The sequence below is a fragment of the Pseudomonas sp. Q11 genome (assembly GCF_024494355.1).
Classification (GTDB): domain Bacteria; phylum Pseudomonadota; class Gammaproteobacteria; order Pseudomonadales; family Pseudomonadaceae; genus Aquipseudomonas; species Aquipseudomonas hefeiensis.
Map to the genome: position 1 here is coordinate 66,011 of NZ_JAKNQY010000026.1, position 22,909 is coordinate 88,919.

The 22,909-nt window shown below is 60.8% G+C and carries 26 protein-coding genes; 1 reads left to right on the forward strand and 25 read right to left on the reverse strand.

The genetic code is table 11. From position 1 onward, the window contains the following. Window positions 1-170: 170 nt before the first annotated feature. From MA884_RS22725 to MA884_RS22845, 25 genes are all read right to left on the reverse strand, one after another. Window positions 171-1,211 (reverse strand): phage baseplate assembly protein, encoded by a 1,041-nt coding sequence (locus MA884_RS22725; RefSeq protein WP_256232614.1) that lies wholly within the window; start codon window positions 1,209-1,211, stop codon window positions 171-173. 3 nt (window positions 1,212-1,214) lie between these two features. Then, a complete protein-coding gene (locus tag MA884_RS22730; protein WP_256232615.1) occupies window positions 1,215-2,453 on the reverse strand; it encodes a DNA circularization protein in 1,239 nt (412 codons plus the stop codon). After that, window positions 2,440-4,014, reverse strand: coding sequence for a phage tail protein (locus MA884_RS22735; RefSeq protein WP_256232616.1), 1,575 nt, complete (start codon window positions 4,012-4,014; stop codon window positions 2,440-2,442). Before MA884_RS22735 ends, MA884_RS22730 begins: the two co-directional genes overlap by 14 nt. Window positions 4,015-4,144: 130 nt before the next feature. Then, window positions 4,145-4,441, reverse strand: a complete 297-nt coding sequence (locus tag MA884_RS22740; RefSeq protein ID WP_045155211.1) for a phage tail assembly protein — start codon at window positions 4,439-4,441, stop codon at window positions 4,145-4,147. Then, window positions 4,438-4,785, reverse strand: a complete 348-nt coding sequence (locus MA884_RS22745) for a phage tail tube protein (protein WP_042732987.1) — start codon at window positions 4,783-4,785, stop codon at window positions 4,438-4,440. Before MA884_RS22745 ends, MA884_RS22740 begins: the two co-directional genes overlap by 4 nt. A gap of 67 nt (window positions 4,786-4,852) precedes the next feature. Then, on the reverse strand, window positions 4,853-6,349 hold the full coding sequence (locus MA884_RS22750) for a phage tail sheath subtilisin-like domain-containing protein (RefSeq protein ID WP_256232617.1): 1,497 nt from the start codon (window positions 6,347-6,349) through the stop codon (window positions 4,853-4,855). Beyond that, window positions 6,349-6,531, reverse strand: coding sequence for a DUF2635 domain-containing protein (locus MA884_RS22755; protein ID WP_047230004.1), 183 nt, complete (start codon window positions 6,529-6,531; stop codon window positions 6,349-6,351). The genes MA884_RS22750 and MA884_RS22755 overlap by 1 nt, the downstream gene beginning before the upstream one ends. Beyond that, window positions 6,528-7,112: a hypothetical protein gene (locus MA884_RS22760; RefSeq protein WP_256232618.1), complete on the reverse strand. Its 585-nt coding sequence runs from the start codon at window positions 7,110-7,112 to the stop codon at window positions 6,528-6,530. The genes MA884_RS22755 and MA884_RS22760 overlap by 4 nt, the downstream gene beginning before the upstream one ends. Window positions 7,113-7,250: 138 nt before the next feature. Further along, window positions 7,251-8,267, reverse strand: a complete 1,017-nt coding sequence (locus MA884_RS22765; protein ID WP_256232619.1) for a contractile injection system protein, VgrG/Pvc8 family — start codon at window positions 8,265-8,267, stop codon at window positions 7,251-7,253. 9 nt (window positions 8,268-8,276) lie between these two features. Beyond that, window positions 8,277-8,489, reverse strand: a complete 213-nt coding sequence (locus tag MA884_RS22770; RefSeq protein WP_047230001.1) for a tail protein X — start codon at window positions 8,487-8,489, stop codon at window positions 8,277-8,279. Beyond that, window positions 8,482-8,865 (reverse strand): phage tail protein, encoded by a 384-nt coding sequence (locus MA884_RS22775; RefSeq protein WP_256232620.1) that lies wholly within the window; start codon window positions 8,863-8,865, stop codon window positions 8,482-8,484. The genes MA884_RS22770 and MA884_RS22775 overlap by 8 nt, the downstream gene beginning before the upstream one ends. Continuing rightward, window positions 8,865-11,036, reverse strand: coding sequence for a phage tail tape measure protein (locus tag MA884_RS22780; protein ID WP_256232621.1), 2,172 nt, complete (start codon window positions 11,034-11,036; stop codon window positions 8,865-8,867). The genes MA884_RS22775 and MA884_RS22780 overlap by 1 nt, the downstream gene beginning before the upstream one ends. Before the next feature lie 128 nt (window positions 11,037-11,164). Next, a complete protein-coding gene (locus MA884_RS22785; protein ID WP_256232622.1) occupies window positions 11,165-11,749 on the reverse strand; it encodes a phage tail assembly protein in 585 nt (194 codons plus the stop codon). A 179-nt stretch (window positions 11,750-11,928) separates the two neighbouring features. Next, entirely contained in the window at window positions 11,929-12,435 is a 507-nt protein-coding gene (locus tag MA884_RS22790) for a phage major tail tube protein (RefSeq protein ID WP_076386151.1), read from the reverse strand. Continuing rightward, window positions 12,435-13,601, reverse strand: a complete 1,167-nt coding sequence (locus tag MA884_RS22795) for a phage tail protein (protein ID WP_256232623.1) — start codon at window positions 13,599-13,601, stop codon at window positions 12,435-12,437. Before MA884_RS22795 ends, MA884_RS22790 begins: the two co-directional genes overlap by 1 nt. A 2-nt stretch (window positions 13,602-13,603) precedes the next feature. Beyond that, a complete protein-coding gene (locus MA884_RS22800; RefSeq protein WP_256232624.1) occupies window positions 13,604-13,813 on the reverse strand; it encodes a hypothetical protein in 210 nt (69 codons plus the stop codon). A 99-nt stretch (window positions 13,814-13,912) separates the two neighbouring features. Continuing rightward, the gene (locus MA884_RS22805; RefSeq protein ID WP_256232625.1) at window positions 13,913-14,314 is read right to left on the reverse strand and encodes a phage tail assembly chaperone; all 402 of its coding nucleotides are present in this window, start codon (window positions 14,312-14,314) and stop codon (window positions 13,913-13,915) included. Between the two features lie 5 nt (window positions 14,315-14,319). Beyond that, a complete protein-coding gene (locus tag MA884_RS22810) occupies window positions 14,320-16,464 on the reverse strand; it encodes a phage tail protein (RefSeq protein ID WP_256232626.1) in 2,145 nt (714 codons plus the stop codon). Further along, the gene (locus MA884_RS22815; protein WP_256232627.1) at window positions 16,465-17,100 is read right to left on the reverse strand and encodes a phage tail protein I; all 636 of its coding nucleotides are present in this window, start codon (window positions 17,098-17,100) and stop codon (window positions 16,465-16,467) included. Then, window positions 17,097-18,092: a baseplate J/gp47 family protein gene (locus MA884_RS22820; protein WP_256232628.1), complete on the reverse strand. Its 996-nt coding sequence runs from the start codon at window positions 18,090-18,092 to the stop codon at window positions 17,097-17,099. Before MA884_RS22820 ends, MA884_RS22815 begins: the two co-directional genes overlap by 4 nt. Continuing rightward, window positions 18,089-18,421 carry a phage baseplate protein gene (locus MA884_RS22825; protein WP_256232629.1) on the reverse strand — a complete coding sequence of 111 codons (333 nt, stop codon included), beginning with the start codon at window positions 18,419-18,421 and terminating at the stop codon, window positions 18,089-18,091. Before MA884_RS22825 ends, MA884_RS22820 begins: the two co-directional genes overlap by 4 nt. 11 nt (window positions 18,422-18,432) lie before the next feature. Then, window positions 18,433-19,044, reverse strand: a complete 612-nt coding sequence (locus tag MA884_RS22830; RefSeq protein WP_256232630.1) for a phage baseplate assembly protein V — start codon at window positions 19,042-19,044, stop codon at window positions 18,433-18,435. A 3-nt stretch (window positions 19,045-19,047) separates the two neighbouring features. After that, window positions 19,048-19,560 (reverse strand): hypothetical protein, encoded by a 513-nt coding sequence (locus MA884_RS22835; protein WP_256232631.1) that lies wholly within the window; start codon window positions 19,558-19,560, stop codon window positions 19,048-19,050. Between the two features lie 46 nt (window positions 19,561-19,606). Then, entirely contained in the window at window positions 19,607-19,957 is a 351-nt protein-coding gene (locus MA884_RS22840; RefSeq protein ID WP_256232632.1) for a phage holin family protein, read from the reverse strand. Between the two features lie 516 nt (window positions 19,958-20,473). Continuing rightward, on the reverse strand, window positions 20,474-21,208 hold the full coding sequence (locus MA884_RS22845) for an XRE family transcriptional regulator (protein WP_256232635.1): 735 nt from the start codon (window positions 21,206-21,208) through the stop codon (window positions 20,474-20,476). 912 nt (window positions 21,209-22,120) lie between these two features. On the opposite strand from MA884_RS22845, the gene MA884_RS22850 reads away from it, so the two are divergent. Then, window positions 22,121-22,474 carry a DUF6124 family protein gene (locus MA884_RS22850; protein ID WP_256232633.1) on the forward strand — a complete coding sequence of 118 codons (354 nt, stop codon included), beginning with the start codon at window positions 22,121-22,123 and terminating at the stop codon, window positions 22,472-22,474. Window positions 22,475-22,909 lie beyond the last annotated feature (435 nt).

The window sequence follows — 22,909 nt, forward strand, 5'->3', positions numbered from 1 at the left end:
GCAGGCTCGCTCCCACAGGGGAGCTGTGCCGAACACAAAACTTGTATCCACTGGAGATCCAGTGTGGGAGCGGGCTTGCTCGCGAAGGCATCGGGACAGCCAATATCGAGGCAAGCTGACCTACCGCCTTCGCGAGCAAGCCCGCTCCCACAAGGCGTTTTGCGTTGGGCTCAGGATTTGGGTGATGTCGGGTTCGCGTCGAAGGTATGAGGCGGGGCGACTTGCAAGGTGGTAACAGAGCCTTGCGCGGACAGTGAGTACGTCACTTTGGAGATCAGCATGTCGCCGTCAAAACCCAGCACCGGATCGATCACCCGCACCAGGGTGTTGTGTCGCCACAAGTCGCCATTGGCCTGACGCCAGCCCTGCACGCGGTAGGTCGTGGTCAGGGCCTTGCCAGTGCGGATGGCGCTTTCCCAATCGGCCCGTTGCTGGGCCAGTTCGAAGGTCAACTGCGCACTTTCGCTGATCACCGTCACCCGCTTGCGCTTGAAGCTCAAATCGGTGGCGGTGCCGGAGACTTCGCTCACCGCCGCCCCGCTCTGCTGGTCATTGCCTTTGTGCTGACCGATGACCCGGTATTCGGAGAACACCTGGCTGTAGTCCATCGGTGCATTGCCCGAGAGAATGTTTTTACCCAGCTCCAGCACATCACTGGCTCGCCCGCCACTGCCGGGTTTGGCCAGCAACACGCGGCCTTCGGCGTCGTCAGTGGAAAACACCCGGAACAACGTCAGCAGACGGTCGATGGATTGAAAGACCGTCTCTCCCGGCACGATGCTGTGTTCGCTCAACCGAGCGGTTTCAGGGATCTCACTGATCACCCCCACGCCATATTGCGAGGCCAGGGCCTGGACAATACTCAGCACCGTTTGCCCGCGCCATTGGCTCGGGCGATTGATCGCCGCGCAGTCCACCAAGTCCTGGGTCCTGGAGCCACCCTCGATGCTCAGGCTGATCTGGCGCCCGTCATAATTGACCGGGGCCTTGAACACGTAGCCGCTGAGTACCAGGTCAGCACCAATGCGCACCTGACATTCATCCCCCGGACGAATCGGTACCGACCGGGTCTGCCCCGGCCATTGCCAAGTGATGTCGAGTTTGAAGGTACGGAACTGCCGCTCCAGGTCCGCACTGATCTCCACGCTTTTCCAGCCGCCGTAATCCAGCCCGCCGACGGTGAGCGAGACAGCGTTGTCGAGCTCGTTCATGGCTTATTCCCCCGAGACTTTCAGGTCGTTGGACGGCAGGAAACCGGGGTGAGCCACGCCATTGCGCTGGGTCACTTCGGTGACCCGGGTAGCGTCGGCAAATTGCTGATACGCCACCACCAATGCCGGCAAGCTTTGCTTGAACGACAGGTTGATCAGTCTGACACCCGAAGACGCCACCGCCGTCAGGTGCGCGGCCATTTGCTGACGCAGATTGTTCATCGCCTGGTAGTGATCCGGCTCAGCCTTGAGGCAGGCCTGCCAGATCGCGTCGTTGAGCGCGTCGCGCAGGGCCAGCACATCGTCGGCCACCGGCACGTCACGGCGCTGGACCGGCTGCACCGCCTGCTGCGCCACCGATGGGGTGGTGCCCAGTTTGACCACCGGCGCCGCCACCGGCATTGCCGCAATCCATTGCGCGGCCTGCACCAGCAGCGTGTCCTGCACCAGATCGGCCACGGCCTGGGCCGCCGCCGTGGTGTCCTTGCCGGTGGTGAGCTTGGGGGCGTCCGCCTTGCGAATGGCCTCGACCTGTTGCGACACGCTGGCAATCACGCCGCGATAGCCGTCACGGGCAAAGTCCTTCAATTCCCGGATGTCCCCCAGTAACGCTTTGAACTCGGCTGCCACTTCCTTGGGCAGCTCCTTCACCGCCTTGACCAGATCGCTGAGTTGCCGATAAGTCTCCAGCAACGGCTTGAGCTCCTGCTCGATGACGCCGTAGACATCCTTGAGGCTGTTGCGCAGGTCAGCGATGCCGATCCGCGCGGCCTTAATCAACGTCATGGCCTCTTCGAAGCGCCGCACCGCCGATCCCAGGAAGCTGTCAGCCGATACCAGCAACAGTTTCTGGCTGTTGATCGCGGCGGACGGGAATTGCAGTGGCTGGTCGGGGTAGAACTTCAGAGCGAACGTCACCAGCCCGCCATCCTGACGGGTCTGGGTCATGTCGCACTCGCCGACCTTGACCTGCAGGCGCCCCAGCCACGGATGCACCAGTTCGCCGCTGCCCTGCTCCAGGGCCTTGAGCAACTTGTCGCGCTGCTCCAGGCAATCGGGGCCGACGATGAAGGCGGTCAGCTCATGAATCTTCGCCTGCTGACCGAGGCCTTCGAAGAACGGCTGGTCACGCTGGGGATACTCATGCAACTGGCCCTTGTGGCCGACCGGGGTTTTCGCCTGATCGACCCAGAACCCGACGCCACGAAACGACGCCGGCAACAAACGATCACGCCAGCTCATTGGAACCTCCTGTGGAAAGTGAGCGATAGCCGATGCGCGAACTCACCGCCAGGGCCGGTTGATTGGTTTGTGGCGGATCGGCGCGCAACCCAGCGGGCGCGTTTTCGAAGCGCACGGTCAGGCCACCTTCGAGTTGCGTGCGGTTATTGGCGGCGCTTTGTTGCACCAGGGCACTGGAGGTTAGCGGCAACGCACCCGGCGCCAGCGAGGTTTTCGCTGGCCCGTTGGCGGACGCTGGCGCCAGGCTGGACGACAGGCCCGAAGACTGTTCGCTGGCCCCGCCAAAAAACGCTGGAGCCAGCTCACCCTTGCCTTCGGCATTGGTCTTTTGTTGCGCCTCGGTCAACCCTTCGACCTTGCCGGTGAACGAGGTGATGATTTCGCCGAAGCCGCCGTTGAAGAACGCCTTGATTGGCGCAATCACACCCTGCAGTTCATCCCACCATTGACTGAACCACTGCCCCACAGGTCCCCACTGTTTTGTCAGGCCCTCAATGGGCGACCAGTCGAACAAACCGCTGAACACTGCGAGCATGATCGACACCTGATTGCGAATGCCTTCCCAGATCCCGGCGAAGACTTCACCGATCGAGCCCCAATTGGCCATGATCAGGCCCAGCGGCGTCCAGTCGAACAGGCCTTTCAAGGCGTCCATCACTGGCACCGTCAGCGCCTTGAGCAAATCCCAGATCGCTGCGAACAACCCGGTCAGGGACGCCCAGTTGCTGATGATCAAACCCAACGGTGACCAGGCGAACAGCGTTTGCATGAAACCGAGAATAGGCGTTGCCGCCGCCACGATCACATTCCAGAGTGCGCCAAAAAAGCTGCTGATCGGGCCCCAGTTGCTGATTACCAGCCCCATCGGGGTGAAGGCGAACATCGTCTTGAAGAACTCGACCATCGGCAAGACGATCGGCGCAAGCCGCTGCCAGAGTCCGGCGAAGAACGCCGAAATCGGCGTCCAGTAGGCGATGATCATCCCGGCCGCCAACGCGATGCCCATGGCAATCAAACCGATGGGATTCATCTTCAAGGCCAGGTTGATCACTTCCATTGCCTGGCTCGCGCCACTGACCGCCGTCTGGATCGCGTTGAACGCCACGACGCCATTTGCCAGGCCCTGCACCAATTGCGGGTTGTCCTGCAGCACCTGGGCCACACCCGTGACCATCGGCTGCAAACTGGCGGCCGCCGCATTGACCGCCGGCCCCAGGGCCGAGCCGAACTGCACCGACACATTGCTGATGGAAGTCTTCAATCCATCCAGGTTCTGTGCCGCCACACGCGGCGTTTCAGGTGCCTTCAAGCTGCTGGCCGCCGCGTTCGCCGCGCCCACTTCACCTTTGAAAGCCTCTGCTGACGTGAGCCCCTCCATGAACGGTTTGGCCAGGCCGCCCTCGGGGAGCAGAGCGGAAATATCCAGGCTGCCAAGGCCCGTGGCATCGAGGTTCTGCTTGAAGCTGGCGACCTTCGCCCGAAGGCTGGCAAGCTTGGGCGACAGCTCATCGATGCTGGTCAGCAGCACTGCTTTTTTCTCTACCTTTTGTGTCTCTGCCATCACTGCACCTGCTGCATCGCATTGATCCGTTGCGCGTGCTCCAGGGACTCGCGGAGCACATCCAGTGGCCTGGCCATCATCTGTTCGGGGTCAACCTTCCAGAACCAGGCCAGGTCATAGGCGGCTGCGATCAGGTCGCCGATGGCTGCGACGCCGCACTCATGAAAAAACTCGCGACGGCCCAGCTCAATGCGTTGAGGTCAGCCAGGTCCAACTGGTTGACCGACGACGGCGGGATGCCGGCGCAGACCGCGATGTATTTGGCCGCGACGTCCATGTCCAGGCTCACCTCTTCGCTCTTGTCGATCTTGTACGGCAGCGCTTTGATCGCCCGGACTTCTTGCACCGTCGGACGGCGCAGAGTCAGTTCGCTCAGAGGTTCGCCGTGGGCCTCGATGGCCACGCGCAGTGTTACGACATCGGTCATTGCCAGGTCCCCTTGATGCCTTCGAATTTCAGTTCGAGGGTGGCGTCGTCACCCTTGGATACCGGCTCTTCCACCAGATAGGCGCCGGCCAGCACGTAGACCTTGCCGTTGTTGAATTCGCAGGTGACGGTCATGTCGGTGCCAGCGACCAGTTGCTTGAGCGGGAAATCCGCGGTGTGCAGAGCCGTCACCTTGAAGGACGGTGCAATGTCGGTTTCCTTGTAGAAACCCGGTACGACGGTTTCGCGTTTGGTAAACATCAACGGTGCTTCGCAGCCACCATTGATGGTCAGTTGAGCGCCGTCCACTTTGACGTAGCAGGTACCCGCAATCAGTTGACCCATGGTGTTTCTCCCTTCAAATAAAAAGCCCACACGAGGTGGGCGCAATTCATACGTTCAAACGCGACCCTCAGGCGGCGTCGTCGTATTGCAGGCGGAACTGGTTGAGCAGCGCGAACACCCGAAGGCCATTGATGTAATCCGGCGGGAACAGCACATTGACCCGGCTCGGGTCCTGACTGTCACGCTCGACAACCAGGTGCTCGGCGAACAGCTCGGCGTTTTCCACGTGGCCCTCCAGCTCCAGCTTGGCGTACTGGGCGATCAACTCGCCGCGAATGGTGCTCGGCGTCACGATGGGCTGGCCGGCGCCGAAACGGGTGCCATCGGCAGCCAGTTTGTGGCGCCCATATTTGCTGGTGATCACACTTTGCAGGCGACGCACGATGAACGCCGACTGGTGCAGGGTTTCGCTGTCCAGGTAGGAGTTGTCAGCCTGGCCAAAGGCGTTCTTCTGATAGGTGGTGATCGAACGCTGGATGCGCACGTAGCCACCTTCGTAGTACGCCGTGGCGATACCGTAGTTGAGCAGCGACTGACGCTCGGTCAGGGTGAAACGTTCGCTGGCCGGGGCCGGATCCAGGCCTGGCAGACTGCCGCTCTGGGTCGGCCGGCTGGCGTCGGCGGAAATGAACACCGCAGTACGGGCGGCCAACGCGGCCGCCTGGACCCAAAACGGTTGCGGTACGCCCAGCTCTAGCGCCTGGAGGGTCATGTGCTGGTCGTTGCGGGCCTGACCGGCGGCGACCAGGGTGCCAATAGTGCCGCGCTTGGCGCTGTAGACATGGCCGAACAACTGCTTGGCCCAGGACCAGCGACCGGTGCTGTCGTCCATGACCGCTTGCCAGGTGTTGAGGCTCTCCACATCGGACCACGGCATCGCGATAAATTCGAACGGCTCGTCACCCAGAGCCGCGACGGCGGCGGTCTGGTCCGGCACACCGGCACCACCGGTCATTGCCGTGATGGCGGTGGTCAGGCCGGCGGGGGTGTCTTCGCCATTGCTCTTGCCCAGACGATTGAATTGCAGGCTGATGTCGTTACCGCTGTCGCCGGTCCATTTGGCGCTCAGGGTCACGACGCCCTCGGCGGCCGCAGCAATCACCGGCAGATCGGCCGCCGCGTTGATTTTCAAGGCCAGCGCGGTGGCGGCTTGAGCGGCCGTCGCTCCATTGACGATGGCCGCTTGAACTCGCACACCACCCACATACAGATTGAGCATGCCGCTTTGAGTGGCGGCGCCGGTGAGGGTCAGCACGCCCTGGGCGATGGAACCTTCGACGTTGTGCAGCGGCAGGCACCAGATTTCACCCAACGGGTCGGTCTTGCGCCAGGTTTCGTACATCGAGGCAAGCATCGAACCTTGACCGCCAATGTTCTTGGCCAGCGCGACGCTGGACACCAGCACCAGTTTGCCAACCTCGGTCGGGGCCACGTTGTCGTTGACCTGGGCCACGATCAACCGGCGCATGGCCGACGACGCACTATTGGCCGCCGAGTTGTCCATTTCGGCGTAGAACAGCGGAACACGAATGTCCGCGGGAATGTTGCTGAATCCGATCGCCATTATTTGGCTCCCTGTGGTTTTGCCGCTTTCACGGTTTTGGTAGTGATATCGCCATCGGCCAGACGTCGACGCCACCAGGCGCTGTCCGGTACTTCACGGCCCTCGAGGGGCAACAGATCGCCCGCTTCCGGGTCCGGTACGGCACGGCCCGGGGCCGGCAGCACGGTGATGCGTTTGCTCATGGGGTTACGTCTCCAGAGAAAGTCAGTTCCACGCGCCCATCGGGCCCGGGACGTTTCAGGTTGGGGTCCGCCGGGTCGATGGCATCGACCCGCACGGTGGCCCCGGTAAAGGACGACAAGCCGTCCAGTTCACGCTCGTGCCAGCTTTCGGCAGGCTGGCTCGCCAGATTGCGGCCCAGCTGGAACTCGGCGAAAAAGTGCAGCCGGTACAACACGCGGCTGCTGTTGATGGAAACCAGTTCACTGCCGTCGTACTCGATGCCGCTGTAGTCACCACCGGGCTTGAACCCCACCAGCGCCCGCCACAGTTCGGCGCGCAGGTCATGCAACAGATCCAGCGCTTTTGTCGCGTCGGTGGCGTCGAGCACCAATACGGTGTCGAAGCGGTCACGCACCGCTTGCAACGTGGCGTTATGGGCGGCGTTCTTGCTGGCAATGTCGGCGCTTGGCAGGACATACGCGCAGGGAGTTTGCAGCGGCGTGTCGGCTTGCAACGCGGCGAGGTCAAAGCCTGCGGCCACGCGATTGCCGAGCGCGGGACAATGCTCACGCAGTTGCGTGAGGATCGGGGTGATCTTCATGGGGGGCTCCAGTTGTATGGAAGGCGCAGTCAGAACTGTGGGAGCGAGCCTGCTCGCGATGGCGGTGTGTCAGGCAACATCAATGCTGGCTATGACGGCCTCATCGCGAGCAGGCTCGCTCCCACAGGGGAGTGGTGTTTAGGCCTTGGCATCCAGGCAGGTCGCATCAATCCTGCTGCGATAGCTTTTTTCCCGGTCGCCGCTGGCGGTGACTTTATCGATCGACCAGCGACCGCGCATGAAGTCCGGCCAGGAGGCGTCCAGCAGCACGATGCCTTCGGCGCACAAGCCTGGATTGCCGGGGCATTCGATCGCCACCTTGAGTGCTTCGCGCATCATCCGGCGCACCTCGCCTTCTCCGGCGGCGCGGGCATCGTTGGCGCTTTGAAAGCGCTGGCGAAGGGTCTTGAACGGCGCGATGCCGCTCGCCTCGACCCGCATTTTCCCTGCCGCCGCATCCCACCAACTGGCCTTGCAGCCCTGGTATTTTGCCCGGGCGGTGTCATCCAGGACGGCGGAGATGAAGGCGTTATCGCCCGGGCGGTTATTCGTCGTCACCGACAACTTTGTCTCTGGCAGGACTTTGCCCGACAAAGACTTCACCTGCCCCCGGCGCGCCAGCACATACAACTCGTTGACCGGTTTGGCGGCGGCGTCATAACGGTGAGCCAGTCGCGTCAGAAAACCCATGTCGGTTTCGTTGGACTGATCGATGTGCTCGATTTTTATCAACGCCAGGTCCGGCGCCACACGCGGGGAAAACCCGTGTCTGGAGGTCAACTGACGAAACAGCGCGCCCAGGGTCGTCGGCCCATGGCTGGCGGATCGGCGTTGCTTGAAACCGGTCTGATCGGCCGCACTGAACGGTGCTGCCGTCGCGACAAGCGTCAGGCGCAAGGGAAACAGACTCGGCGTACGCCGGGTCACGACAAACTCGCCTTTATCCACCAGCCCCGACTCCAGATAGCCGACCCGCAGGCCGATTTTCCCGCCCAGGCTGGGCAACCCTTCAAGCCCTTCCAGGCTGATGGTGAGCGTCAGTTGATCGGACTCGATCCCCGCCGCGTCGATGTGCGTCCAACTGAGCAAGCGTTCGTTGAGCAGCGCCGCGTTCGCACCGTAGATTTCCACCGCTGGCGTGAAACCCAGTGACATATTGCCTCCTTAATCCCAGGCCGAGACCGGTGTGGGTGCGACGGGTTGTAGATCCACTTCCGGCAGGACAATCCATACACCCGCCGGCAACACCGGCCCCCACTCGGCCAGCTTCGGATTGAGTCGCCAGAGCGCCTCTTCGGCGGCATCGTCACAACGCTCAAGCTCGCGATACAGCAACAGATTGACCGAATCACCGGCGATACTTCGAACCCTACGCATTGGCGAACTCCGTCAATTCAATCACCCAGCCGACCACCATCGCGGTGCCGTCATCAATGACCTCGGTCTGGGTTTCCGACACCTTGTTGATCTGCCACAGCCCCCAGTTGCGGCCGATGCCGTCAACCAACGGCACCGGAGCGCGCCGGGCCTGTAATGCACGCAGCTCATCGAGTCGATCCATGGCGGTGGCGTACATCGACTTGCCGGTGATCGTCAGCGCTTGCAGCCCTTGACCGACCTGACTGGATTTGGGTTTGCTGGTGAGGATGTCGATGCTTTTCCAACCACCGTCCGAGGTGCGCGCCAGGGAGTGGTAAGCGAAGTTTCTGGACAGACCGAAAATGAAACTGCCCAGTGCCATTTGCTGACGCATCACGTACCTCCGTCAGTCAGGGCCGCGTCACTGCGCATGGCGAGCGAGTTGGGCAGGGTGGTCAGGCCGAACTGGCCCGAGAGCTGTTGCACAACCAGGTTGGCCAACTGACTGGCACTGGCCTGGTCCTGGCCGTTGATGTAGATGTTTGCGGTCATGGTGTTTTGTTGTGTGGCTGTCGGAGTGCTGGTCAGGTCTTTGCTGACCTGGTCTGGAGCGGCGAGTCTGTCGGTGGGGGCGACGAGTTTTTCACCCAGGGACGCCCCGGCATCGCTCCCCAACCAACCGCCCAGCAGCCCGCCGATCAGGCCACCAATGGCAGTGCCGACCACCGGAACAACACTGCCCAAAGCGGCACCGGCCGCGGACCCTGCGGCAGCGCCTGCCCAGCCGCCACCTGCGGCTCCCAGGCCTGCGCCCATCATCCGTTTGTCACCGGTAAGCACACCCTCGGCCACATCAGCGACGGCGCCCACTACTTTTAAGGGGCCGGGCGCCTTGCGCGTCATCGAGCGCAATGAGGCCGTTGGTCCGAGTGAGTAACGCCCTGCGGTCCCCCGCGAGCCTCGTGCACTCACACGTATTTTCGGCCTTCTCGTGGATTCGGGACGCTGGCTGGCATTGCTTGTATCCAGCTTGTTCGCACGAGGTTTTCTGAAATCTTCGGAGATCACCTCACCCAATCGACCGGGAAGGTGCGGGGCGGCCCTACCCAGCACCCGCTTGGCCACCTGACTGGACATCTCCTCCATGACGGCTTTAAACAGCCCGCCCACCAGAGGTTTGAGCGCCACGGCAGCCACTACGATCGCCGCGGTGGTTTTAGGAAAGGTTTCAGCCAGTTCACTCAGGCCATCCGCCAGGGAACCGAGGGAAGCCAGCATGCTGTCCGTCGTGGGGGCCAGCGCATTGCCGGTGGCCATGGACAGACGGTCGTTGCGCGCATTCACGATATTCCACTGACCCTGCCGGGTTTCCGATTGCGCAAGCGCGTCCTGCTTCACCGACCCCTTGTCGCCCAACGCCGAGGTGGCGTACTGGCGTTTATCGAGTACCTGCCAGAAGGCTTGGCTGACCTCAGCAAGATTGCTCGACATGCCCAACGCCGCCTTGTCACCGCTGCTAAACAACGTGGTGGCCAGCGCCGAGCGCGTCTCGGCAGGTTGTGTGTTCAACGCCGCCAGCACCGACATGATCGCGCCCGGCGCCTTATCTTCCTGGCGTAAAAGACCCGCCACCTCCACGGGGTCGAGCTTCAACTGCTCCCAGGCCGTGCGCTCGGTTGCAGAGGCTTGATCGCCCTTGCCCATAGCGGTGGTGATGCTATTGAGCGCAGCGCCGCCGTCGGACGTTTGCGTACCGGTCTTCAACAAAGCCGCCGTCAGCGCCGCTGCATGGGAGGGCGTCAGGCCGACCGCCGTTGCGGCACCACCATCCCCCTGCAAGACGGCACCGATGTCAGGCGCTTTTGCACCACCAGGCATTTTGCCCAGATGATTTATCGCATCAGCTAGGTCAAAGGCCTGGGCACCGTTGAGCTTCATGGAGGTGCGCCAGCCGACCATCATCTCGGCGACATCCATGGCCGACATTTTGAACGCCGATGCGGCGACGCCAGCATCACTGGCGAACCGCAGGAGTTCGAACTGTCGGTCCGAGGCGTTGGGCAGGTCGCGACCGATCCCTGCCCTGGCAGCCAGGCTTTCGATCCTCACCAGATCAACCGCTTTGGTCCCGCCGGCCGCCACCAGCGGTGCGCTGGCGATGCGCTGGGTGGGCTCCGCCATTTCTGCGATTTGACGAGGGGAAAATTGGCCCGCCTGCTTCAGATCGGCCATGGCCGAATCCATCACGATCGCCGGCTTCAGCAGCTCCGGCGGTTCGATACCGCCACCTGATTTACCCTTTGGCTCATTGGCCAACTCAGCCTTGGCAGCGGCTCCCATCGCCCGTTGCGCCGAAAACTTCAAGGTCAATGATTCGATGGCTGTCGTCAGCAGACCAAGCTTGAGCCCAAGTTTTTCCAGCGCCAGATCGAGGCCAGACAGCTGATCCCTGGCGGACGTGCCCGTGCCTTGTGCTGACACACCACTCGTGAGACTGGTATTACCGAACGCCAGTCCACTCTCATTGAAGGCTGCGTATTTGAGCGAATATCTATCGTCCGCCATCCCGCTCTACTCCTGTTTCACGCCAAGGCGAGTCATCGCGATGTCGTAACGACGTAATGCCTTGCCGACGTCCCACTCCAGAATTTCCGCTTCACTTACCGGGTAAATGAGCGGCACCACATCGAGGATCACTTCGATGTCGCGCTCCGAAAGAAGTCCGCCGGTTTGTTTAAAAAATCGTCGATGCGTACCTGAAGCTGTGTCCAGTCGGGCACGGTCAGCAAGTCCAGATCGGGAATCATCAGGCCGGTGCAATGGGCGGTGATGAACTCGGCGCGTTCCTTGGCCGTCTTCAGTTTTTTCATCGCCTTGGTCGCTCGCAGCACGGGCATTTCCAGGGTCAGCGAGGTCAGACCGCGGCCAGCGACGTTGAGCGGTTGGAGCAGTTGTACCTGGTCGGGGTCGTCCGACTCTGTTTCAGCATCAGCGACCTGTCCCAAGAAGTACGACGCCGGACGAGTCGACATTTCGTGTACGTACTGGGCAATGCTCACGTAGTCCGGGCGCTTGAGCTGATCCAGCTCCTTGACTGACAGGCCGGTGGCCAATTTGGCCAGCTCGAAAAACTGGTCGTCCTCATCGTCGCCGGCACGGGCCAGGGCGTCTTTCTGTGCGGCGTAGAACAGCGGCTTGAGCTGAAGCTGCTCGATTTGCGCCCCATCGTCGCCGGAGATCGGCGACAACAAGGCGTGAACAGGAGGTGTCCAGGACATGAAATGAATTCCTTGGTCAATCATGGGAAGTTGCCCGGTGCCGGTCAGTGGAGGACGCAACCTGTGGGAGCGAGCCTGCTCGCGATGACGGAGGTACACCCAGCATCAAGGTGTCTGACACACCGCTATCGCGAGCAGGCTCGCTCCCACCGGATTGCGTTCAGTTGCCAGGCATTTGCTTAGGGCAACAACACCGCACGACGGGCATCGCCGAGGATGTCGACGCCGTTGAGCACGAACTTCTGGGTGCGCACATCGATGTCGATCACCGGGACACCGTTTTCGAGACGGTTGTAGGTGCGGCAGGCCAGCTCAAGTGTCGTGGTGGGTTTATCGCCCATCTTCAGCTTGGCCTCTTCCAGGGATTTGAGCTTGCCGCCGACGGTGTGGTAGGTGAACCAGGTGTTGCCATCCTGATCCTGACCGGCTTCACGCACATTCAGCAGAATGTCATCGCCCAGTTGCACACCCAGGGCGAGCATGATTTCCGGACCGGCCCCTTGCAGTACGAGCGTAGCGTTCAGCACCTTGCCGCTCTTGGCCATTTCTTCGGCAATGAAGCGTCCACCGACCATCGCCTCCATGTCGAACTCGATCTTTGGCGGCGTGAACTCTTCCACCGTCGCCGACAACGGCAGGCCTTGCAGGGTGGCCGCGATGGCCTGTCTTACGCGGTTGGTAAACATTAGAGAACGTCCTCCAGGAACTGCTCGATGATTTCATCGCGGGCATTGAGTTGATAAATCATGTGTTCGTTCGGCGCGTAGCGGCCGTAGTCGATGACCACGTACCAGGTGCCGTTCTTGTACTTCTCGACACTGTTCAATTCCGGATGCAGGTACACGCTACCGCCGGGGATGGTTTCGTCGGCGACCAGGGTTTGCAGCCAGTCGTTGATGCGCTTGACCTCCTGGTCCATGAACGACTTGGTCAGGTTCTTGGCCATGGCCTTCTGGCCGGCTTTCACCAGCTTGCGGCTGATGGCATCTTCCAGGCCGACGTAGCTGATGAACTTGCCGGTGACGGAGCGGTTACCCAGCAGCGAGAAGCCGCCGAGAATGGTCCGGGCGTAGTAGCAAACGCCGTAGCGGTTGAGCAGATCGCCCTCGGTGGAGGTGTCGAGGATGTTGTATTCCACGGTGCGCGAGACGTCTTCGGCATAGGTCACCTGATTGCCCGGGCTCTCCCATTGCTTGACCTTGGCCAGCGCGGCGATGGCCAGGCTCGACGGCGCCAGGAAGACGTTTTTCTTCGCAACCTTGGAGTACACCGCCGGCATGTTATGCACCACCAGGCAACGGTCGAAACCGAGGTCCGCGCCGCCCAGTTCCTGACTGTAGGTCACTTGATCAGCGACCGCCGCGTCCTTGCCGTCGAGCACCACACGCGCCTTGATGCGCTTGCCAAACGAGGCGAACTCACTGGCCACAGCCTTGGTGCCGGTGAAACCTGGCGCGCCGATGATGGTCAGGTCTTCAGCAACCCCACTGAGCGCCGCCAGACCGAGTTTGCGTCCGGTCTCGGCCTCGATGCCGCCAATCACGTTGTTCTGCGTGTCGGCCGGTGTGGCACCCTCTTCGACGATGACCACGTAGACCGGCACCTTGACCACTTTGAGGATCTGGTAAACCGCGTGAAACAGCGTCCCCGCCTCAGCACCGGTCGGGTCCAACTGAGCCTGAGTGGTGAAGCTGTTGATGCGGAACGGGGTGTTTTTCGGAATTAGCACGTTGGCATTCGGCGCGGTGCCGACCAGCCCGATAACGTTGTCACCCAGGCCACCCATGGCCTCGGGAGATTCAGTGGCATTGACGGTGATGCCGTTGTGCTCGAAGTTCAAAACCTCAGCCATGGTTATTCAGCCTTTTTTGGGGCGGCCTTTTTGGCCGGGGTGGATGTGGAAGCCGACTCGCCGGCTCCGGTTTTTTTCAGTTGCAGACGACCGGCGCTGTGCCAGGCGTTGGCCTCGACGTCGAGCAGGTCGAGTTCCTGGCCGACGCTCGACCAGTGGCCGCCGCCGGTGGGGAATGGGAGGAGCACGGTGTAGGTTTGGCGTAGTGCCATTTGGGTTCTCCAGATACGAAAAAGCCCCGTGTGTGCGGGGCTGTTGTTAGGTTTTCGTGATGTGTTGCGGAAAGAAAACGCCCCGTTGGTACGAGGCGTTTATTGGGATTGCTCCGCGATCCAGGGGGGTGCAATCGGCCGCAACTCAGAGCTTGGAAAAGTAACTGTTTGCGGCCAATCCCGAAGTGCCTGCCGGTAGACGAGTAATTCAGAATATTGAGCGGCCGTAAGCGTGGTCTCGTGCCCAATGTCCTGTTCATCGCGGTGTCGTGTTGCAAGCCATTCAGTGCCTTGCAATTCATAGTTACGCCATACCCGCTCGGTATCGACCTGCTCGGAAGTGGAAATTGCCGGTGGAGGAGAAAACTCGCCGTCCATTAACGTCCAGTCCGGCCGAACATCCTCGGGACAAGCCCGCCACAACAGATCCGGATGGAAGCGTTCTGTTGGATCAACGTCGGTAGTTTCGACTACCGTCCCGTTTTCGATTCTTGCCCACATGCTGATCACCACTGAATAATTACGTTGCCGGCGGCACCGGGGCCGCCGTTGTAGCCGAAGTACGCCCCTGACCCACCGCCGCCAGGCCCCATACCCCCGTTACCTGGATAGGGTCCTTGCGTGCATCGACCGCCGGGGCCGCCACCTGAGCCGCCCACAGTCCCATAGCTGACATGCCCGACTCCAAGTGACGTGTTGAAATCCCCACCAGCACCGACCCCGCCATTACCAGGTCCATTCGCCAAACCCGCCGCCGCATTGCCGATGCCACCAATCCCACCGGTTGCGGATAGATAGGTTCCAAACGACGATGTTGCGCCGGTTTCACCGATGCTCCCCTCCACGGTAGCGCCATCGCCACCAGCGCCTACAGTCACCGTAACGCTGGTTACGCTCGAGAGATCAACTAACTTTTGCGCCCAACCACCGCCACCACCGCCACCTGATCCAGCCCCGGAGACTCTTGCACGACCGCCGCCACCCCCACCACCAATTACCGTAACCCAGACTTTCTTAACCCCGGCTGGCACCGCCCAGGTAAACACCCCTGCGGCCTTGTATGTCTGAGTCGCCTTGAAAGGGCCGTGTCGACTAGTTGTGATTTCCTCCCAGTCTTTCCACTGCCCATCCTCACGACGTGCACGGATCGCCATGCCAACCTCATCCCCCGACATTCCCGAGATCAGCGTTTGCGTCAGACGCTCGCCGACATTGGAAAGGCCAGAAACCTTAAGACCGTAGCGTCGGGTAAGACTCCAACCAGGTGGCAGATTGAGCTGGCCAGCCGCGGCTGTCAGGTAATCACCCGGCACTGTGTAGTCATTCAAATCCTGTGCTGTACCGACGATTGCCCGGCCAACCCCAAACGACCCTGTGCCGAGCATGGCGCCCGGAGTTAAATCGAGCGGGTTAGTCTGTTTTGGCGTGTTGCCGCTACTCCATATCTGCGTCCACGGAGTCCAGACACCGTTAACAGTACGCGTGCGCATGGAGGTGATCGGCAGAATGGAGTTCACCAATGAATCCCAAAATTGCGTAGCCATGTTGCTATTGCCGCGCTCCATGTGAAGCACAGTACCGTTCGGGATTGCCCCCGTGCCTTGCGGCTCTGGATAAACCGGCTTGGTACCGGTAGTACTGGTGGTAACCATGTACACGCCGGTCAGCGAGAGGTTGTCGAGGTTCCCGGCATCGTTGAATGCAGTAGAACCTAAACCAAACTGAGCCATGATGGCCCGAACCGCCGCTGAGGTAGCAATCTGGGTGCTGTTGTCAGTCCCCGCTACTGTCGGGGCCGTTGGTGTGCCCAACAAGGCCGGGGAATTAAGTGGCGCAAACCCCTGCGTCACATTCTGAAAACTCAATGCCGTGGTGCCCAGAACAATCCCGCCATCCGTAACCAACTGCCAAATCGTATTAGCAAGCGTCGCCCCCTCTTCGACCGGAACGCTCAATCCCGAAGTAACCTCGGCATTCGCATCAGCATCCTTTGCCCGAACCCAAGCGCCGTTCGCGGCAACGTAGATACCATTGTCTTTCGCCAGCGTTTGGGATTTAACAAGCACCCGATCCCCAGCAACCACGGCAACACCGTCAATCGACTGCGCACCACTCAAAACAATGTTGGCCGTCGTCGCCACCCGTACAGACTGCTTCCTGTCGAGCTTGGCGAGTTCGTCGGCCACATAACCGGCCACCCAAGCCCTCGTCGCCTTGACCACCGTGTCATCAATCAGCAGCGTCACCAGCTCGGCATTACTGGTCTCGAAAATCGACCGGATATAAAACTCTTTCCCCGAACCCGACGTCGCCAACACCGGTTTGAACGACTCCGGATATTTGACGATGGCATACAGAATCCCGGTATCGGTCCAGATCCCGGCCTCCCGCACATACCAGCCGCCCACGTCGGGCGGGATGGTGACTTCCGCCAACAACCAGCTCGGGTTTTTCTCATCTTGGAACAGCGCATTGAGCGGCCCGCGCCACACTTCGCGTTTGAGCGCCGTGGCGGTTGCGGCCGGGTTGTAAACTTCGCCGCCGCCGTCACCGACGGAAATCTGCGACAGCTTGATCGGTGTGCCTGCCGCCTTACAGGCGGTTTCATAGGCGATCCCCGTATCGGTGAGCAAGGTGTAATAGTCGGCCATTTAGGACCCCTGTGGATAAATAGTGGAGGTTTCGACGGTGTAGAGCGCGGCGGCCATGAAGGCCTGGCCCGAGGCCTCAAGCCCTTCGATGACGATCGGATAAACCGTGGTGAGTTCGCCGCACACCGTGGCGGCGCCGATGACGTGACGGCCGAACGCGCTCAAGCCGACAGAGACCGTCAAGGTGTCACGCTCGCTTTTGGCATCGGCCAGACGGCGGTCAAGACGAGCATCGATGGCTTCGCTGTAGGGCTGTTCGGTAAACGCCCTGACGGAAAAGCTGTAGGGCGAGCCGGGTGGCGTTTGCTCATGCCAGGCGCGCACCTCAGGCATCAGTTGCAAACCCTTGGCGGCGTTTTCCAGCGCCTTTCGTGTCCCGGCTTGCCACGCAGTGGGCCAGGCGAGTTCAACCGTCAAGCGCTTTTCAGCCTCCGGCGCCGCAGAACTCCACTCACTGACCCCGCGATCCGCCGCCAGATACGGCAGAAACGCCAAGGGCGTTGCCACCGGGTTCATCAACTCGGGAAACGGCGGATCGATGCGTTCCAACAACCGGGCGAAACCGTGATCAAGTGCCCTTTCCAGCGGCGAACTGTTGGCCGGCAGCAGGCTCAGGCGAAGCGGGTCGTCACTCATAACGTTTCCACCTCGACCTCGACGCCCGTGCAGTATGGGGCTTGAAAAGCCGTCGTCACAATCGGCTCGAGCGGTTCGAGAATCTGCAACTGAACCGCGCCCGCGCTGTGCAGCGTGTAGTCGATCCAGCTCGGATCCACCCGGCCTTCCAGGTGATGACTGGCCTCGGCGTATGCCTGCAACTGCTGTTGTGCAGCAACCTTGGTCAAGCCCGAATCCGGGCCGGCATTGATCTTCGCCACGACGCGGATTTTGTAGGGTTTGATTTGTGCGGCCTGGACGATGACCAGATCCGTCTCCGGTCGTACATCAGGACGAGCGAAGTGCTGACGAACACCCTCAAGGAGTGTCTCGGACGGCGTGCCATCGCCTTCACGGGACAGCACCGTGACCGTGACTTCGCCCGGCGCGGTGCGGCGTCCGTTGCCGTCCTTGACCCGCGCCGCATAGCCATCCGGGTTGAAGGTGTAAGTGACCGTCACCACACCCGTCGTGGCGTTTTCCACCTCCACCACCGGCCGCTCACCCAGTGTGAATATCTCCCGCCGATACTGCATACGCGAGCCCGCCGCTGGTGCATGCGGCGCCAGGTAGTAGCGTAACCGGGCATCGTCATCGCTCTCGTAGACCGGAGGAATGGGCGGGAAGGCCGCCGGATCGCCAGGATCGAGCAATTGGCGTTCAAGGCCCATGTCCGCGAGGCGGGCATCGAGGTTGGTCCCCGTGGCCCACCACGCCAGCATCTGCTTGATGCGGGCGTTATATTTGCGCTCGTGGGTTTGCAACCGGATGCAGAACGCCTCCAGGGCCAGTGTCAGCAATTCGCTTTCGTTTTCCAGGCTGTCCACAAGCTTGGCGGCACTCTCGGGAGAGCGGGCGCCGACGTACTCGACCACGAAGGTCTTGAACTCTGCGAGCAGATCCTCGAACGCTTCGACAGTGACGATTGCCGGTTCGGCCAACTGGTTCTGGCCGGGTATCAACATGCTCATGCCACCACCTCGAAAGTCTGTTTGCGGTTTTTCCAGGTGCCGGCGAAGCGCAACAACAAGCCGGCACCCTGTCGGCTGGCAACAATGACCTGCGGCTCGAAGTCGCCGATGCCGTTGTCCGGGTTGTAGAACGCTTGGGCCGCGTGGCTCTGGGCGAGAATCAGCAAGTCATCGCCGAGGTTCTGCCCCAGCAATTGCGTGAGTGCGCAGCCATACAGAGGGCGCTTTTGCCGAGTGCCCAACGGCGTGGTCAACGCCCGAGTGGCGCGCTGCACGAACTGCAGCCAGTCGTCGACCATAGCGCCGGTATTTCGATCGATTCCAATCATGAGGAAATCTCTTATGCGGTACTGATGACGCGCCCCTGGTGATCCACCACCGGGCCGCTCAGGTGCACACCGGACGCATCGAGCCGAATGCCGACGGCGCCCAGTTGCAATTCGATGGCCTGCGGCGTCATCGCCAGCCTCGCCGGGCCAATGCTTAAGTCGAGGGACTCACGGGAACCGGTGAATGCCGTCGGGCCGTTTTGCCAGTGCAGGACATGGCTGGCGTGGTCGTAGCCGTTTTCCGTGCCGTCCTGATACAGGCGTCGGGTCAGTGATGCCTGTGTGGAGACGGGTGGGAACTGACCACCGTTGAGGCCGAACAGCGCCACTGACTGCCCACCGCCCTCGCCGCCGCCATGGTTCAGCAACAGGCACTGCTCGCCCACGGAAGGAATCCGCGACTCGCTCTGTTCGCCAGCACTGGGATTGAAAAAACGGATCGCCGGGGTCAACAACTCGCCATGGCTGACCTTGCAGGTGTTGCTGGCCGCATCGACTTCCTGACAAACGCCGATGCGACAGAAACTGTCGGCGCGCCGATGCAGGTCCTCCAGCTCGGTTTCCATCTCGGCCAGACGCTCGATGAGCGGCCCCAGATGCATCCGTAACAGCGCATCAAACATGGGTCAGTCCTCGAGTGCGGTGTATTGAGCCGGATCGTCGATGTTCGAGACTTCCCAGGTCCGGGCAAATTTCGGGATGCCCAACGGGTATTCCAATAGCGTCGGGCCGAGGTAGATAGTTTGGGTAAATGAAAGGGTCCAGGCGGTGTATGCCCGAGCTTCGTGGGTGAACGTGGATGCGATGCCATCGATCTCCGTGGGCAGATCACATTGATCGCCCGACAGTCCCCAGCGGTTATCCACCACCAGATGCTTCAGCTCACCGGCGAGATCGCACGCCTCCCATCCCGCAACGGCCATGACCACTTGCAGGGAAACCGTCAGGACATGGGCGATACGTCCGTCATTGGCGCGGTTGCCTGACGCATCACGCTCAATGGCAATCAGCACCCAGGGTTGGTCGTCGGTGCCATCAAAATCCTGGGGGCTGGCGACTTTCAAGGTGGGATAAGTAGCGCGCAGCGTCTGGGCAACAGCAGAGAACAACTGCGACGGTTTTTCGATGATGGCGGGCATTGATGGCCTCCTTTTGTAGGGCAACGCGCAGATCAGCGATGTCGATTTAATGCTGGTCGGGCGGAAGGTCTCGCGGTGGCACTTCGCAAACGCCAATCCGCTTGGCGACCCAGCGCTCGTAAAGACCGATGGCCACATCGGCCCCGGCCATGGCGGTCAGGCAACCCAGGGCGCAAGCACTCCAGATCGACATGCCGAGGGCATACAACAACATGGTTGCCGAGACCCCGCAGACCACGCAGGCACCGGAGCGCAGAACCACACGGCGCAGTAACGGCCAGCCACGGGCGCCCTCTTTGTCGGCACGCCACATCTCGCCGGACACCCCGCCCACCAGGGCGAGCACGATGACCAGCCAGATCGGCATGTCCAGCAACGCTTGTTGCTCGTTTGTCATGTCACGCCTCCTGGGGGTGATTGATGAGAAAGGTGTGTTGGGTTCAAACGGTGTCTCTTGAGGTAGGCATTCCAAAAAGCCCGGGGTGAACCGGGCTTTTCAGTAATGCGGTCCTTCGCCTTCCCTGGCCGATGGCCTGAAGGAAGTTGATCTTTCGGCGCTACTGGCGCGGTACGGATCCATTCAAGTTGTTTTTCCGACCGCGGTCCCTGCCCGCCGGATAACTGCTTCTGGTGCTTTACGCTGCACACCCGGGTCAGTTGCCAACCCTCTGAACCGTTAAGGCCGGTTCATCGCTGCCTGTTGGTGGAACTAAAGAGCTTTGTTGCCAGCCGCTTTGTCGAGCGGCTTGGATACAGAATATGCATGGATGCATATACAGTCAATGCGTAAATGCATTTATTTATGCTCAATGGATGCATGAATGCATAGACACCCAGCAAACACAGGGGTCAGGGGATTTTCACAGGCGTAAAAAAACCCGCACGATGGCGGGTTTTATCTGACAGGGAGGGCTTAGCGGGCGTACATGCCCCACCAGAAGACGTGGCCGAGGATGACGATTTGCTCGTCCTGCATTTCCTGAAAGGTGTAGTCCTCATCCGGATGCTCGTCGCGGTTGAAGCTGCGCAGGCGGATGCCGGTGGGCAGACGATAAAGCTGCTTCACCCGCAATTGGCCGTTGTGGTTGATGGCATAGAGGTCGCCGTCGACGATGTCGCCAATCCCGCATTTGCCGGCGTTCACCCCGACCGTGGCGCCATCGCGCAGTACCGGCAGCATGCTGTTGCCGCGAACGGTCACGCATTTTGCCTGGTCGAACTGCACGCCGTTATGACGCAGGCTGCGCTTGCCAAAGCGCAGGCTTGAGCGCTCGCTCTCTTCGATGACGAATCTTCCTGATCCAGCAGCCAATTCAACCTCACGCAGAAAAGGGACCGACACCTCGTCTTCTTCGACGGGGGTGTCGTCATCCCACAGGCTTATGTCCTTGAGTTCGGAATGCGGCTCGTCGCGGCGCGGATGGCCGGCAGACGCAATGTCCGCGCGCCCGCGCAATTGATCGGTACTCACGGCAAAGTATTCGGCGATCCGGGAAATGTGTTTATCCGAAGGATCGACGATCTTGCCGCTGAGAATCCGCGACAGGGTTGACTGAGGCACGCCAGTACGACGGTGAAGCTCCGTGGGGGAGATCCCGTGCTGATCGAGCAGAGCCCTTAATACGGTAGAAACGTTGCGTTTTTGCATAACGCGCATGATGCGTGTTCTTTTTGCAGAAGACAAATGCTGTTTTGCATAAGTGTGCATATCGATGATGAATGGCTTCCATCCAGCATCAATGCAAGCTGACCCACCGCTATCGCGAGCAGGCTCGCTCCCACAGGGGATTTGGGGTGTATGCGAACTCTGTGGGCGACTCGGAAAACTGTGGGAGCGGGCTTGCTCGCGAAGACCGCGGTACATTCAACATCAATGCAAGCTGATCCACCGCTTTCGCGAGCAGGCTCGCTCCCACAGGGGATTTGGGTGTATGCGAAGTCCGTGAACGACTCGAAAAAAAGGTGGGAGCGAGCCTGCTCGCGAAGACCGCGGTACATTCAACATCAATGCAAGCTGATCCACCGCTTTCGCGAGCAAGTCCGCTCCCACAGGGGATTTGGGTGTATGCGAAGTCCGTGAACGACTCGGAAAAAAAGGTGGGAGCGAGCCTGCTCGCGATGACGACGGCACATTCAACACCGATGCAGACGGCCCTAACGCGCTGGGCTGGTGTCAGCTATTGTCGGTGCTTGGAAAAACTCCCTACAACCTCTTGGGAAACCGCCCGATCTGCGTCCTTCAAATTTGCGACACCGGGCTACGTCGCCTTGCGCCTCTGCCTACAACTGCGCCAGAATCCGCCGGATTGTCCACTTTGGATCCCATCGGTAGTTTTGATCCCGTCACTGCCCATCAGTGATCGGGTTTAGTCGCTCGGTATTCCAAGGTGCTCATTGCTCCATTCAGTCAGGTATCCCCATTCCTGCACTTGATGGTAGCTGTGCGCAGGGCGCCCTCGGGCGCGCCGGTTCCTTGGATCCCCGGTCGACTAACCTGCGTACAGCTGCCCCCCTCGTTTAGTCGCGAGTGAGTGGTGGCTCAACTTCAAGGATCCATAGAATGCCGAAGAACACACCGAATCCCCTAGACGATCACACCTCCCGCAGCCAATCGGCCAACGCCAAAAAACTCGACGACGCGGCCACTCGCGCCCTGGACTATTACCTCAAACCAAAAGCCGACAAAGAAACCTGCGACACACTCGACACCCTTTACGTCATCGCTCCGAACATCGACGCCGAATGCCTGCTCGCCAACCTCATCGAAACCCTCGCCTCGGCCAACGCCATGGTCAGTGATCTGGCATTCGACCTGGAGGGCTCGCGACGGCATATCGCGCTGGGGGTCCAGCAGATGATCGAGCTGAGCCAATTGCTGGCGAATCGGGCGCTGGATGTGGTTGAGCCGAGGTAAGCACTCATGATGCAAGCCGAGACCTAAGAGAAGCCAGAGCAATCATTGTAGGAGCGAGCTTGCCCGCGATAGCGGTAGTCCGGTTACAACTAAGTTGTATCGGCAGCCGTCATCGCGAGCAGGCTCGCTCCCACAATTGGATCGGAGTACGACCGGGAGAATCAGGCCGGCTGTCAGGCCGCCTCGCGAGCAAGCTTTGCTCCCACAGATATGATGGGTGTACGACCGGAAGAACCAGGCCGGCTGTAAGGCCGCCTCGCGAACAAGCTTTGCTCCCACAGATATGATGGGTGTACACCCGGGAGAACCAGGTCGGCTATTAGGCCGCCTCGGTTCAGTTTTTGATCTGGGGCGCCCCGTTAACCACGCTGGCTGAACGAAGGTATTGCGTAGTGGGCAACCCGGCATGGATGCCGGGTTAGCCGCGCTGGGCCA

Excerpts from the sequence above, each read along its gene's own strand:
- MA884_RS22800 (WP_256232624.1), bottom strand. The coding sequence starts at position 13,813 with ATGGCACTACGCCAAACCTACACCGTGCTCCTCCCATTCCCCACCGGC.
- MA884_RS22795 (WP_256232623.1), bottom strand. The coding sequence starts at position 13,601 with ATGGCTGAGGTTTTGAACTTCGAGCACAACGGCATCACCGTCAATGCC.
- MA884_RS22810 (WP_256232626.1), bottom strand. The coding sequence starts at position 16,464 with ATGGCCGACTATTACACCTTGCTCACCGATACGGGGATCGCCTATGAA.
- MA884_RS22785 (WP_256232622.1), bottom strand. The coding sequence starts at position 11,749 with ATGTCCTGGACACCTCCTGTTCACGCCTTGTTGTCGCCGATCTCCGGC.
- MA884_RS22755 (WP_047230004.1), bottom strand. The coding sequence starts at position 6,531 with ATGAGCAAACGCATCACCGTGCTGCCGGCCCCGGGCCGTGCCGTACCG.
- MA884_RS22825 (WP_256232629.1), bottom strand. The coding sequence starts at position 18,421 with ATGATTGGAATCGATCGAAATACCGGCGCTATGGTCGACGACTGGCTG.
- MA884_RS22835 (WP_256232631.1), bottom strand. The coding sequence starts at position 19,560 with ATGCCCGCCATCATCGAAAAACCGTCGCAGTTGTTCTCTGCTGTTGCC.
- MA884_RS22805 (WP_256232625.1), bottom strand. The coding sequence starts at position 14,314 with ATGTGGGCAAGAATCGAAAACGGGACGGTAGTCGAAACTACCGACGTT.
- MA884_RS22790 (WP_076386151.1), bottom strand. The coding sequence starts at position 12,435 with ATGTTTACCAACCGCGTAAGACAGGCCATCGCGGCCACCCTGCAAGGC.
- MA884_RS22735 (WP_256232616.1), bottom strand. The coding sequence starts at position 4,014 with ATGGCAGAGACACAAAAGGTAGAGAAAAAAGCAGTGCTGCTGACCAGC.
- MA884_RS22830 (WP_256232630.1), bottom strand. The coding sequence starts at position 19,044 with ATGTTTGATGCGCTGTTACGGATGCATCTGGGGCCGCTCATCGAGCGT.
- MA884_RS22815 (WP_256232627.1), bottom strand. The coding sequence starts at position 17,100 with ATGAGTGACGACCCGCTTCGCCTGAGCCTGCTGCCGGCCAACAGTTCG.
- MA884_RS22840 (WP_256232632.1), bottom strand. The coding sequence starts at position 19,957 with ATGACAAACGAGCAACAAGCGTTGCTGGACATGCCGATCTGGCTGGTC.
- MA884_RS22775 (WP_256232620.1), bottom strand. The coding sequence starts at position 8,865 with ATGCGTCAGCAAATGGCACTGGGCAGTTTCATTTTCGGTCTGTCCAGA.
- MA884_RS22725 (WP_256232614.1), bottom strand. The coding sequence starts at position 1,211 with ATGAACGAGCTCGACAACGCTGTCTCGCTCACCGTCGGCGGGCTGGAT.
- MA884_RS22760 (WP_256232618.1), bottom strand. The coding sequence starts at position 7,112 with ATGAAGATCACCCCGATCCTCACGCAACTGCGTGAGCATTGTCCCGCG.
- MA884_RS22745 (WP_042732987.1), bottom strand. The coding sequence starts at position 4,785 with ATGGGTCAACTGATTGCGGGTACCTGCTACGTCAAAGTGGACGGCGCT.
- MA884_RS22740 (WP_045155211.1), bottom strand. The coding sequence starts at position 4,441 with ATGACCGATGTCGTAACACTGCGCGTGGCCATCGAGGCCCACGGCGAA.
- MA884_RS22780 (WP_256232621.1), bottom strand. The coding sequence starts at position 11,036 with ATGGCGGACGATAGATATTCGCTCAAATACGCAGCCTTCAATGAGAGT.
- MA884_RS22730 (WP_256232615.1), bottom strand. The coding sequence starts at position 2,453 with ATGAGCTGGCGTGATCGTTTGTTGCCGGCGTCGTTTCGTGGCGTCGGG.
- MA884_RS22765 (WP_256232619.1), bottom strand. The coding sequence starts at position 8,267 with ATGTCACTGGGTTTCACGCCAGCGGTGGAAATCTACGGTGCGAACGCG.
- MA884_RS22845 (WP_256232635.1), bottom strand. The coding sequence starts at position 21,208 with ATGCAAAAACGCAACGTTTCTACCGTATTAAGGGCTCTGCTCGATCAG.
- MA884_RS22820 (WP_256232628.1), bottom strand. The coding sequence starts at position 18,092 with ATGAGCATGTTGATACCCGGCCAGAACCAGTTGGCCGAACCGGCAATC.
- MA884_RS22850 (WP_256232633.1), top strand. The coding sequence starts at position 22,121 with ATGCCGAAGAACACACCGAATCCCCTAGACGATCACACCTCCCGCAGC.
- MA884_RS22750 (WP_256232617.1), bottom strand. The coding sequence starts at position 6,349 with ATGGCGATCGGATTCAGCAACATTCCCGCGGACATTCGTGTTCCGCTG.
- MA884_RS22770 (WP_047230001.1), bottom strand. The coding sequence starts at position 8,489 with ATGCGTAGGGTTCGAAGTATCGCCGGTGATTCGGTCAATCTGTTGCTG.